Origin of the sequence: Acinetobacter sp. YH12201 (genome assembly GCF_013418145.1) — a bacterium.
Taxonomy (GTDB): domain Bacteria; phylum Pseudomonadota; class Gammaproteobacteria; order Pseudomonadales; family Moraxellaceae; genus Acinetobacter.
This window is the reverse complement of the sequence record NZ_VPCP01000087.1, coordinates 1-12,028: the sequence shown is the minus strand read 5'-3', so window position 1 is coordinate 12,028 and position 12,028 is coordinate 1. Positions and strand designations below refer to the sequence as shown.

The window sequence follows — 12,028 nt, the reverse complement described above, 5'->3', positions numbered from 1 at the left end:
CGAATTATTCAGGTCAATTTATTTGAAAGGAAACTTTTAAGGTCACTCTTTGTGCCTGATAAAAAATGGCGAAAACAAGAAGAACCTCAATTGAGGTTCTTCTTGTGATATTTGTGGGACAGCAGTGCCGCATTCGGTGCTTTTTAGTGTTCCCTATTCTTTAAAATTCTGTCTGTATGACACCATCAGCCTTAAGGACACCGGTTTTCTTTTTTGCTTTATTAAACCGCTGTACCGGCCACGACATGGTGAAACGAGCCCCGCCTAAAATCGGGCTTTGATCCACCTCAATTTTCCCACCAAACCAGTAAGCAATACGGCTCACAATGGACAAACCTAGACCATAGCCCCCTGAAGCACGGGTACGGCTGTCATCCAGACGGGCAAAAGCTTCAAAAATGCGCTGCCGCTCTTCCTCAGGAATACCGGCACCATCATCCTCTACCTGAACATAAGCCTGCCCCGCGTCATTGATACCACCACTGACAAGCACTTTATGATCACAGTAGCGAACCGCATTGCCAACCAGATTTTGTACTACACGATGCAAGTAACGCCGCTCGGCATCGACCACCACACTAATAGGTGGTGCTTTGAGTTCAATTTCTTTTTGAGTTTTAAGTGCCTCGGTTTCAATCACCACCTGATCCAGCACTTCAAACAGCACGATTTTTTCAAAATCTAAAGAAGGTGTGCCCTGCTCCAGTTTTGCATAGGTCATGATTTCATCAATCAAGGTATTGAGCGCTTCAATATCTTTATCAATCTGTTCAACCTGTTGTAGGCGATACTCATAGTCATCTTCTTCGGCCAACATTTCCATACCAAAACGGATACGTGCTACAGGTGTTCGCAGTTCATGCGAAACTGCACGCATCAGCTCACGCTGTGCTTCAATCAAACGCTGAATATGATCGGACATGCTGTTGTAATTGGTCGCCAGACTGGCCATTTCATCGGTACCATCGACTGGTAAACGCAAGGTCATGTCACCCGATTTCATGCGATGCAAGGCGTAATTCACTTCACGTAAACGACGCTGCATCGGCACCAGCAATCCATACACCCCAAGACTTAATACAAACAGACTCAGCAAGGTAATGCCTGCAGCCAACTGGAAAGGCATCCAGTTAAATAAAGGTACAGGCCCTAAAACCAGCACCTCGGAAGGTGAGCTGGGCATAGGAGAAACGATCGAGATGGTGGTACCCCGAACCGAGGCATTGTCACGGTACAAAATAATACTGTGATCCAAGCGAAGCCGGCCGATTTGTTCAGAATCAAGCGGTAGGTTTTGCACTTTTTCAATGGCAATCGGATAAGAAAAATTCGATTGAATTTTGGCGAGATACTCTTTTTCTTGCCCAGGGTAATACACCAGATAATCCAGAATGAAAATAGGTAAGGCTTTCATCTGGCGCTCGCCTATTTTATTCACTTTTACATACAGCAAATGCTGAGGATCATCTTTCAGACCAATAATGATATAAGCAATGGAGTTTTCTGCATCATAACGAACGGCTGCTTTACGCTCTTCAATCCGTTTTCTCTCGGTACGCGATAAATCCACCTTAGCCGCATCAACATAATAGATCGGAAGCTCCAGCAAATCGGAAGCATCAGAAATCCAGTCTTTTTTCTGCTGTTCATTCGGCTGTCGGGCAATCCCTTCACTAATGATATAAGAAATACCATCGGTCAACGACTCACGATATTCTTGCGCACGCTGATAATTGATGATTTGTACCAGTAGATAGCCAAATAAGGCAACCAAGGCCACTAAAATCACTAATCCTGCATAAATGCGCAAGAATATACTGTGTTTAAACACGTAGTTGTCCTATAAAATTAGCGAGCGGGCAGAGATTAAAGACCTGTTTCTTTAACGAACAGATAACCTTTACTGCGTACCGTTTTAATACGTTTTGGATTTTCAGGATCATCGCCAATTTTTGGACGGATACGTGAGATACGTACGTCAATTGAACGATCCTGACCGTCATATTCAATACCGCGCAGACGCTCAAAAATGTCTTCACGGGAAAGAATGCGACCCGCATTTGAAGCCAACAACCATAACAGGTCGTATTCCGCGCTGGTAAAGTCAACCAGCTCACCATTCAAGGTCACTGATCGTCCACCATTATCGATTACCAGATCATCAAATTCTATGCGTTGAGCCACTTCATCTTCAGGAGCCTTGTCGGTACGGCGCAGCAAGGCACGAATACGGGCAAGTAATACACGCGGTTGAACCGGTTTTGCGACATAGTCATCTGCCCCCATTTCCAGGCCTAAAACCTGGTCCATGTCTTCAGTACGTGCTGTCAGCATTAAAATTGGCTGATGATAATGTGGACGTACTTCACGACAAATGGTCAAACCATCCGCACCCGGTAACATGACATCAAGTACCACCAAATCTGGCTGTTCAGCGATGATACGGCGGATTGCACGATTACCGTCAGGTTCTACCCCAACTTCCAATCCGTTACGGATAAGGTATTCTTGAGTCAAACGCGCAAGACGTTCATCGTCTTCAACAATTAAAATTTTAGGTAACTTTTCTTCTTGGCTCATAAAATGCCCCTTTATATGGATTAAGCTATCCTTAAAAATCCGTTGGATAGGCTTTAATATCTTCAGCAATATACACACGTTTACATTGTAAACAAGATGCTGTTCACCAAACTGATACATCAAAGTAGCATTTTGTTATATTTTTTTTAAACATTGAATTTATTGAATTTTTCATATTTTAGTAATTTTCAGGCTATTTATAGAAATATTTAGCGACAAAATGTCTATTTTTTAAACCGTCTGTCTGTTTGCACAGTTTCTGACTAGTTAGATAGCTTCTTTTAAGTTATCCACAATGTTATCTATAAGCACATTTTTTTAGCTTTGTTATGCTATGCCTTGCCTGATAAGGCTTATAGAAAAATCAATAAAAATAGCAATATTTTTACAGAGATTAATGCATGTACTAAGAAAAATATTTAGCAAAATGTCAATATTGATCTACCCTAAATTTTCCCGTATCTTGTGTTCAATTAATTTTAAAACCACTAGGTCTTGTGTTTATTCCTCAAATACTGTGGCATAAAGTTTGCCCGGTTCAAATGGTCCATAAACATAAAAATAGATGACAATGGAGCTATGCTAAATGAGCGTAATCACTTCAACTCCTGGTCAACTTCAGGTGATTAAACGCACCGGTGATGTTGCCACTTTTGACGCAGAAAAAATTTCTGTAGCGATTGGTAAAGCTTTTTTGGCTGTAGAAGGCCAGCAAAGTGTAGATTCTAGCCGTATTCATGATCGTATCGAGCAACTGACTGAAATGGTGATGAATACGTTTAACCGTCGTTTACCGTCAGGCGGCACAATTCATATTGAAGAAATTCAAGACCAGGTTGAACTTGCGCTGATGCGTACTGGTGAACAAAAAGTTGCACGTGCGTATGTCATCTACCGCGAACAACGCTCTGAAGCACGCAAACAGACTGGCGCTCATCACCATCCGACTTTACAAGTGACTACTGCGAATGGTCAGCTTAAACCGCTTGACCTGGGCGCACTAGAAGCACATGTGGCAAAAGCAGCTGAAGGCCTGGAAGGTATTGACGTTAAAGCCATTGTCGATGAAACCGTAAAAAACCTCTATAACGGCGTAAAAGAATCTGACATCGCTACAACGATGATGATGGCGACACGTACCCGTATTGAACAAGAACCAAATTATACCTATGTGACTGCACGTTTACTTCGTGACAATCTGGTTGCTACAGGTTTAGAGTTCTTGGGCCTATCTACAGATACCAATGAAGGCGATGCTTTAGAGACTTTCCTTAAGAAAGGGATCGAGCTTGATCTTCTGTCACCAGAATTATTGAATTTTAACCTTGCGAAACTGGCAGCGGCGATTCAACCAGAACGCTCAAACCAGTTCACCTACTTAGGTCTGCAAACCTTATTTGACCGTTACTTCATTCATTCAAATGGCATCCGTTTTGAATTACCGCAATTGTTCTTTATGCGCGTTTCAATGGGGCTGTCGTTAAATGAAGAAAACCGTGAAGAGCGTGCCATCGAATTCTATAACTTATTGTCTAGCTTCGACTACATGGCCTCTACGCCGACCCTGTTCAACTCTGGTACTTTACGTCCACAGTTGTCGAGCTGCTACTTAACCACGATTGCCGATGATCTTTACAACATTTATGGCGCAATGCGTGATAATGCCATGCTGTCTAAATGGGCTGGCGGTTTAGGTAATGACTGGACACCTGTTCGTGCATTGAACTCATATATCAAAGGCACCAACGGTAAATCACAAGGTGTCGTACCTTTCCTTAAAGTGGCCAACGATACTGCCGTTGCGGTAAACCAGGGTGGTAAACGTAAAGGTGCGGTATGTGCATACTTAGAAACCTGGCACCTGGATATCGAAGAGTTCCTTGAACTGCGTAAGAATACCGGTGATGACCGTCGCCGTACCCATGACATGAACACAGCAAACTGGGTTCCGGACCTGTTCATGCAACGTGTATTTGAAGATGCTGAATGGACATTGTTCACGCCATCTGAAACACCAGATCTTCACGATTTAACCGGTCAAGCATTTGCAGAACGCTATGCTTATTACGAAAGCATTGCCAAAGAAACCGACATGCTGCACAAGAAAGTGCGTGCCAAAGACTTGTGGCGCAAAATGCTTTCTATGCTGTTTGAAACAGGTCACCCTTGGATCACATTCAAAGACGTATGTAACTTGCGTTCACCACAGCAACACGTGGGCGTAGTGCATTCATCAAACTTATGTACTGAGATCACTCTGAACACCAACCAGGATGAAATCGCGGTATGTAACCTGGGTTCAATCAACTTGGTACAGCACGTTCAAGGTGGTGTATTAGACCGTGAAAAATTGGCGCGCACTGTAAAAACCGCGGTTCGTATGCTCGATAACGTGATTGACATCAACTACTACGCGGTTCCGCAAGCGAAAAATTCAAACCTGAAACACCGTCCAGTCGGTATGGGTATCATGGGCTTCCAAGATGCTTTATATGAAATGAAACTGGCATATGGTTCTGACGAAGCTGTAGATTTCGCTGACGAATCTATGGAAGTAATCAGCTACTACGCTATTCAAACCTCTAGCGACTTGGCTGTTGAACGTGGTACTTACGAAACATTTAAAGGATCACTTTGGGATCAAGGCATCCTTCCTATTGATTCTTTAGACATCGTGGCGAAATCACGCCCAGAACGCATGTTTGAAGTAGACCGTACACAACGTTTAGACTGGGACACTTTACGTGCCAAAGTTCAAAAAGACGGTATGCGTAACTCGAACGTAATGGCGATTGCACCTACTGCGACTATTTCGAACATCTGTGGCGTATCTCAGTCGATCGAACCGACTTTCCAAAACCTGTATGTGAAATCAAACCTTTCTGGTGAATTCACAGTGATCAACCCGTACCTGGTACGTGCGTTAAAAGATCGCGGTCTTTGGGATTCAGTGATGGTCAACGACCTGAAACACTTTGAAGGTTCGGTACAAAAGATTTCTCGTATTCCTGAAGAGCTTAAAGCGATTTTCGCAACTGCATTTGAAGTTGAGCCACGCTGGATTGTGGATGCTGCATCACGCCGTCAAAAATGGATTGATCAGGCTCAGTCGCTTAACCTTTACATCTCTGGTGCAAACGGTAAGAAACTTGACCTGACTTACAAAATGGCATGGTTACGTGGTCTTAAGACAACTTATTACCTCCGTGCATTAGGTGCAACTTCTGCCGAGAAATCAACTATTAACACTGGCGCATTGAATGCCGTTAAACCGGCCACTGTTGCAGCACCTGTTACTGCTGCGGTAGCGCCTGAAGTGAAAGCTGAAGAAGATGGTTTTGCTCAAGCAGCACCAGTGCCAATGGCATGTTCAATTGACAACCCTGATTGTGAGGCTTGTCAATAAGTTAACTAACTTAGGAATCAACCGAGATTTATCTCTTCATTGCGACTTTAGCAATGGTTGATTCTTATGAGTGGTTAGCATAAGAACTCACTCTTGCTACTTCGTAATGATTGATTCCTTTTAGGAGCGAACATGTCGAAGAAGTTAAAAGATTTTAGAAAGAAAGTACGTGTAGTTTTTGAAGAAGCAGAAAAATTTATTTGTCGCCTATTAGTAATATATTTCTTATTAGGTGGCAGTGCTGGACATTCTTCAGATACTAACCAAGCTAAAGAAAGTGAAATCCAAGCAATTGCTCAGGCAGTTGCCTAACGAGAAGAGTTAAATTAATTGAACTCTTCTCAAAATCCCCCTAAATCCCCCTTTTCCAAAGGGGGACTTCCGTGGAAGCAAAAGAATTCACGGAAAACCCCTCCTTTATTAAAGGAGGGGTTTGGGGAGGATTTAATATTTAACAATAAAGGAAATAAACCACCATGCTCCATATGACCCATAACTACATGTTAGGACTTGCAGTACTGGTGTTTGCCTTTATTTTCTTTTACACGCCTATGGTTTATGCGTTTTTAGCCATTCGTAAACAGCAGCGTAAGCAAAATAAGTCGTGAGGATATCTGTCCTATCGAACAAGATTAGAGCAGTGATCGGCAAAACTTAATTTTGCTTACACAATTTAAGCGTATAGTAGACATCTTCGTTTGTGAGATGTCAGATAACGGATATAAGCAACGAAGAGAGAATTGATATGTCTATCCTAAGTTGGGACGATTTCGAAGATGATTCGCAAAAACCGGCTGCACCTGAACACAAGTCTGCGCCCGTCGAACCGCAAAAAGCGGCTCATACACAGGTGGTATCTGATGCACACAACGCACCGTCGCATGTGGCAACTGCACAACCCCTTAGAGCCACTCAAAACCGAGGATCAAATCCAACCGATTCATTGGCAAGAGCATCTTCTTCCCTAGAGAACCTTGATGTTGCTCCAGGTCTGGAAGAGCTTGAAATGGGCGCTCAGCGTGTACAGGTTGATGATAAAGCCATGATCAACTGTCGTGCTGACCTGAACCAACTGGTTCCATTCAAATACGAATGGGCTTGGCAAAAGTATCTGGACGGTTGTGCCAACCACTGGATGCCGCAAGAAGTCAACATGAACCACGACATCGCGCTTTGGAAGTCTGAAAATGGCTTAACTGAAGATGAGCGTACCATCGTGATGCGTTCACTTGGTTTCTTCTCGACTGCCGATTCACTGGTTGCAAACAACCTGGTACTGGCGATTTACCGTCACATCACCAACCCTGAATGCCGTCAGTACATCTTGCGTCAAGCATTTGAAGAAGCGATTCATACTCACGCTTATCAGTACTGTATCGAGTCATTAGGTATGGATGAAGGCGAAGTCTTCAACATGTACCGCGAAGTACCGTCCGTTGCGCGTAAAGCCGCTTGGGGCCTGAAATATACCCAGTCTTTAAGTGACCCTACGTTCAAAACTGGCACACCTGAAAATGACCAGATTTTGCTTCGCAACCTGATCGCGTTCTACTGTGTTCTTGAAGGTATTTTCTTCTACTGTGGTTTCAGCCAGATTCTGTCTATGGGCCGTCGTAACAAGATGAACGGTGTTGCCGAGCAATTCCAGTACATTTTACGTGATGAGTCTATGCACCTGAACTTCGGTATCGATATGATCAACCAGATCAAGATCGAAAACCCAGGTTTATGGACCACTGAGTTCCAGGAAGAAATCATCCAGATGATTCTTGAAGGCACCATGCTTGAAATCGAATACGCACGTGACACCATGCCACGCGGTGTACTTGGCATGAATGCTGCGATGATGGAAGAATACCTGAAGTTCATCTGTAACCGTCGTTTAGCGCAACTTGGTTTGCCTGAACAATTCGCTGGTGTGAATAACCCATTCCAGTGGATGTCGGAAATGATGGACTTGCGTAAAGAGAAGAATTTCTTCGAGACGCGTGTTACGGACTATCAGACCGGCGGTGCGTTAAGCTGGTAAGAAATATAACGTAAAACGACACATCTTATGTCATTTGCGACACATAGATGTCATTAGTTAAATCGAAAGCCATTCAGAAATGAATGGCTTTTTTAAATAAGAAAATTAACCAATAAGAACTTGGAATATGAAATTTTATACCCGATCAGAAGCGCGTTCAGCAGCTACTAGAGCTCAAGCTAAATCTAAACACATTATGCTTGACTCAGTACTTAATGAAGCTATCAAAAATCAAGAGATGCAAAATAGATTTGATATATTTTTATCACATGCAATTAAAGATGCTGATTTAATTTTAGGTGTTAAAACTTTATTAGAAGAAAGTGGTTTTACAGTATATGTTGATTGGATTATCGACCCTTCATTAGAAAGAGATAAAGTAAATGCAGCTACAGCAGACATTTTAAGAAAACGAATGAGACAATGTAAATCTCTTATATATATTCACACTTTTAGCTCAAAAGAATCTAAATGGATGCCGTGGGAATTGGGGTACTTTGATGGGTATCGCCCTGAAAAAGTCAGCGTATTACCATTAACCTTTGAAGAAGACAAAGAGTTTAAAGGACAGGAATATCTTGAACTATATCCAACAATTACTAAGAGTGAATACCTAGACGGGCTCAAATATGCTTGGGTAAAAGGAAAAAGACTACCAGATTTTATTAATCAATAATAAAACAGTTAGATTGCTATACAGCAATCTAACAGACCTAATCATGATATTTCCTTCATACCTTTTAGAATCAAATGGATAATCTCATCAATAAATGGTGTTTCCATTAATTTCTTATAATCAACCAAAGATAGCCCAGCCGATGATGCCAACTGATTAATATCTATATTTTGAATCTTATGGACAATATCAGGATAATGCATTTCATAACCTTTAGTAGAAAGATACTCTACTAATTCATTATAGCCTTGATTATTTGCCAACTGCCAATCTAGTGTCAAAATCTCAGGTATGTGATTCTGCCCAGTAATAGCCATACAAATATCACGTGTGATACCACCTAAACCACCAACTAAATATATTGGCTTGTTATGCTCTATTGATATTAAGAATTCCTCTAAAACACCAGGCATTTTCCCTTTATAACCTTTAGATTTTCCTCCAGCTAAAATCCTAATATCACTTTTAGATATAGAGCTTTCTCGCATAAAAGTTAAACATCTTGACCACACATATTGATCATGAACATCTACAGGTTGTAAAAATTTAGATTGATCAACTTCAGATTCTAAATCATGAGGAACAGAATACTTAATATGTGAAATTATCTGATCATATTTAGCTTTCCATTTATTCAAATTATTTACGAGATGTAATGGCCAAGCCAAATGATTCTCAACCTTAAATTCTCTTTCAGGTAATCTATTTTGTAAAATGCTGGCTTCATCAAGAATGAATTCAGTAAAACCATCATCCCTTAAGTCTCCACCGAAAATAATAGTATTACCTCTTACCAAAAGATGTCTAGCAAGTTCTTGTGAGAATCGTTTCAACTCATCTTCATGGATATGTATATTCTCAAAATCTGCACCATATTCAGATATCGAAATACCTATTTTTTTGTTTTGTGTATTCGAATCGCCACATGTCCATAAAGGAGTTGAAGGCTTAACTTTTAAGAATTCTAGCCAATCCATTTCCTCTGCATAAATAGGAGGTTCGGGATAACAAATTTTTAAAGTCTCATTTTCAACCATCTCACTTCTTAAAGAGACTATCTGTTGAATTTCAGGAGGACGGGCCAATACGACTGCTGTCGAATCAATCCAGGATTGTTGTTTATAATAATTAAGCAAGGAGATAGAAAAATTAAATCTAATTGTTTCAATTAGGGCAGCAACTAAAATATTCAAAATTTCCAATTTAGTTGGCTTATCAGAAGGTGCAATATGCACACAAGGCACATTAGCAGCTGGCGGGAATATTCTATCCTCGTAAACTTGTAAGCAATTTACTGAAATAATCGGTCTATTATTTTTTTTAGCTTCCAAAATTTCACGTTGGCACCAATAACGAGACGAATATGCATCAGTCGTAATAGCAATTAAAGTCGATTCATTAATATGATTTATTATCTCCGTGTCAAACTGGTAACCAACTGAAATTTCAGAAGCATCAAAGAAGTTTTTCATATTCGTGGTATCAATATAATGCTTAATTGCTTTTGCATATATTGCACCCGTTTCTCCCTTCTTAGCATGACTTAAAAAAAGATGAATCGACGTATTTGAGCCTAAGGGTGACGCCCTTCTCCCAACAAAACCAAATCGATATAACTCATGTGATAATTTTAAAATTGATTCTAGCTCATGTGTTTGATCATCATCTGAAAAACTAAAATCATATAATCTCAAAGCATTTCGATTATAAAGAGACCCTTTATGGTAACAATGTTTTATACCCTCTTTATCAAATGCTACAGGAATAAGTGACTGATTTTCTTCTACAGGAAAGGTCTTAAAGTAATCAACCCATCTTTCATCTGTAAGAGTATTTTCGCTAAGAAAAACAAACACTATATTTCTTTGAGCTAAACTAGATGGATAACTCGGAGTTTCATTTAGACCACTATAAAAAAATGTAGGAATATTTAATTCCCGTGAAAATGGTCGCTCAATATCTCTTGTTAAAAACTTTCTAAAAGGTATACAGTTTTTTTGAAATGATTCATTATCTGCCTGATGCCAAACAAAATGCACTGCTATTGGGGGTGTAATAATATCAGTCAATTTAAAACTCCAGATATCTAATAATTTTTTAATTAACATGCGGCAACAAAAATTATTAGATATCTATTAAAAATAATAAACTATATAAACTTAATTAAATAAACTCAGGTGAATAGATATTCCCAGAATTACTTTTACCATTTATTTTTTTCATTGATCTCGAAAAATCATATTCTGCTTTTCCTACATCCTGAAAAGTTAAGTCTATTAAAAATCTCAGTTTTTCAGGATTGTTTGCAATATCAAACCAGTTCACTACTGAAATATAAGATTTATGGGTTAATAAATTATCTATTATTCTATCCGGCATATATGGGTATCTTTCTTCATACTCTTTTCTGTCATTAATAGACACCCAAGTAGTGGAAGGATAAAGACGTTTTTCTCCTTCTCCATGGGCAGCCGTATAATAAGAGCAATTGATTGTAGGTAAATTAATCACAAGTATGCCTGACTTTTTATTCTTTTTACTGTCTCTCATACTTGAATAAATTTCCCAATCAATATGCTTTCTATTCTTAGTTTCAAGACCAACTAAAAGAATCAATACAGAAGAGTCCTGTAAATAATCATCACGAATAATTTCTCTTATTTGCTCTGTTGGTGAAGAATCATCAATTTCACCAAGTTGTACAGATTGATTAATAAAAATTTGATGTTTCTCATTTAACTGTTCAAGATAATCTTTATATTCTTGATCCAATAGATGATGATAACTAATAAATACTTTATGTCTACTCATAATATATTTTCTATTTATGTGAATTAATTAAGTCAACAATTTCATTGGAAATTTCATCAATAGTGTGTGTAGCCGTTGAACGTGCAACCTTATCCGCTAAAGAAGGACTGAAATCAATTACTTGTTGCTTTGTTAGGTTATGCCAAATTGGAAGCAGAATCTGCTCTCCTGATACATTGCGAGTTACAATCCCGTCTAGTTCATAATTAGTCCACCCCTTAGCAATAAAAGAAGGAGATAAAACCACTAATCCAACCCTACTTTTGGCAAGCCCCCTGTCAATTTTTTGACGAAGGCTGTCCCCTATCCTTAAAGTAAACTCATCATACCAAACCTTTAAACCTTTATTGGCAAGTGATGCTGCAAAATCCCTAACAAAATCATCTTTATCTTCTGATGAGAGGTGGTCCCACTTGTTTGAACAACTAAAAGCGTATTTATAAGTAATATTCCGCTCTAGTTAAGCCACCTTGTTTTGTTGGGGTAGCTGATCATAGTAAAACTCATTTGGTGTCATTTTGTCTAG

At 39.8% G+C, this 12,028-nt stretch carries 10 protein-coding genes; 5 read left to right on the top strand and 5 right to left on the bottom strand.

What is annotated here, in order from left to right:
• Window positions 1–160: 160 nt before the first annotated feature.
• Entirely contained in the window at window positions 161–1,831 is a 1,671-nt protein-coding gene (gene bfmS, locus FTU91_RS13885) for a sensor histidine kinase BfmS (RefSeq protein ID WP_200223097.1), read from the bottom strand.
• 35 nt (window positions 1,832–1,866) lie between these two features.
• On the bottom strand, window positions 1,867–2,580 hold the full coding sequence (bfmR, locus tag FTU91_RS13880) for a response regulator transcription factor BfmR (protein WP_086196042.1): 714 nt from the start codon (window positions 2,578–2,580) through the stop codon (window positions 1,867–1,869).
• A gap of 586 nt (window positions 2,581–3,166) precedes the next feature.
• Between bfmR and FTU91_RS13875 the strand changes: the two genes are divergently transcribed.
• From FTU91_RS13875 to FTU91_RS13855, 5 genes are all read left to right on the top strand, one after another.
• Window positions 3,167–5,986 carry a ribonucleoside-diphosphate reductase subunit alpha gene (locus FTU91_RS13875; RefSeq protein WP_180082523.1) on the top strand — a complete coding sequence of 940 codons (2,820 nt, stop codon included), beginning with the start codon at window positions 3,167–3,169 and terminating at the stop codon, window positions 5,984–5,986.
• Window positions 5,987–6,118: 132 nt separating this feature from the next.
• A complete protein-coding gene (locus FTU91_RS13870) occupies window positions 6,119–6,298 on the top strand; it encodes a hypothetical protein (protein ID WP_166167780.1) in 180 nt (59 codons plus the stop codon).
• 164 nt (window positions 6,299–6,462) lie between these two features.
• Window positions 6,463–6,594 (top strand): preprotein translocase subunit YajC, encoded by a 132-nt coding sequence (locus FTU91_RS13865; RefSeq protein ID WP_180042488.1) that lies wholly within the window; start codon window positions 6,463–6,465, stop codon window positions 6,592–6,594.
• 137 nt (window positions 6,595–6,731) lie between these two features.
• On the top strand, window positions 6,732–8,015 hold the full coding sequence (locus FTU91_RS13860; RefSeq protein WP_086196045.1) for a ribonucleotide-diphosphate reductase subunit beta: 1,284 nt from the start codon (window positions 6,732–6,734) through the stop codon (window positions 8,013–8,015).
• A 127-nt stretch (window positions 8,016–8,142) separates the two neighbouring features.
• Window positions 8,143–8,691: a toll/interleukin-1 receptor domain-containing protein gene (locus FTU91_RS13855; RefSeq protein WP_103799625.1), complete on the top strand. Its 549-nt coding sequence runs from the start codon at window positions 8,143–8,145 to the stop codon at window positions 8,689–8,691.
• 41 nt (window positions 8,692–8,732) lie between these two features.
• Here FTU91_RS13855 and FTU91_RS13850 read toward each other — a convergent pair whose 3' ends face one another.
• Genes FTU91_RS13850 through FTU91_RS13840 form a run of 3 tightly spaced genes read right to left on the bottom strand, consistent with a single transcriptional unit; the run spans window position 8,733 to window position 11,950 of the window.
• Entirely contained in the window at window positions 8,733–10,799 is a 2,067-nt protein-coding gene (locus tag FTU91_RS13850; RefSeq protein ID WP_180082521.1) for a TIR domain-containing protein, read from the bottom strand.
• A gap of 55 nt (window positions 10,800–10,854) precedes the next feature.
• Window positions 10,855–11,502 carry a TIR domain-containing protein gene (locus tag FTU91_RS13845; protein ID WP_180082519.1) on the bottom strand — a complete coding sequence of 216 codons (648 nt, stop codon included), beginning with the start codon at window positions 11,500–11,502 and terminating at the stop codon, window positions 10,855–10,857.
• Window positions 11,503–11,512: 10 nt separating this feature from the next.
• A complete protein-coding gene (locus tag FTU91_RS13840) occupies window positions 11,513–11,950 on the bottom strand; it encodes a toll/interleukin-1 receptor domain-containing protein (protein WP_368856219.1) in 438 nt (145 codons plus the stop codon).
• Window positions 11,951–12,028 lie beyond the last annotated feature (78 nt).

Excerpts from the sequence above, each read along its gene's own strand:
- bfmR (WP_086196042.1), bottom strand. The coding sequence starts at position 2,580 with ATGAGCCAAGAAGAAAAGTTACCTAAAATTTTAATTGTTGAAGACGAT.
- FTU91_RS13875 (WP_180082523.1), top strand. The coding sequence starts at position 3,167 with ATGAGCGTAATCACTTCAACTCCTGGTCAACTTCAGGTGATTAAACGC.
- FTU91_RS13870 (WP_166167780.1), top strand. The coding sequence starts at position 6,119 with ATGTCGAAGAAGTTAAAAGATTTTAGAAAGAAAGTACGTGTAGTTTTT.
- FTU91_RS13865 (WP_180042488.1), top strand. The coding sequence starts at position 6,463 with ATGCTCCATATGACCCATAACTACATGTTAGGACTTGCAGTACTGGTG.
- FTU91_RS13860 (WP_086196045.1), top strand. The coding sequence starts at position 6,732 with ATGTCTATCCTAAGTTGGGACGATTTCGAAGATGATTCGCAAAAACCG.
- FTU91_RS13855 (WP_103799625.1), top strand. The coding sequence starts at position 8,143 with ATGAAATTTTATACCCGATCAGAAGCGCGTTCAGCAGCTACTAGAGCT.
- FTU91_RS13850 (WP_180082521.1), bottom strand. The coding sequence starts at position 10,799 with ATGTTAATTAAAAAATTATTAGATATCTGGAGTTTTAAATTGACTGAT.
- FTU91_RS13845 (WP_180082519.1), bottom strand. The coding sequence starts at position 11,502 with ATGAGTAGACATAAAGTATTTATTAGTTATCATCATCTATTGGATCAA.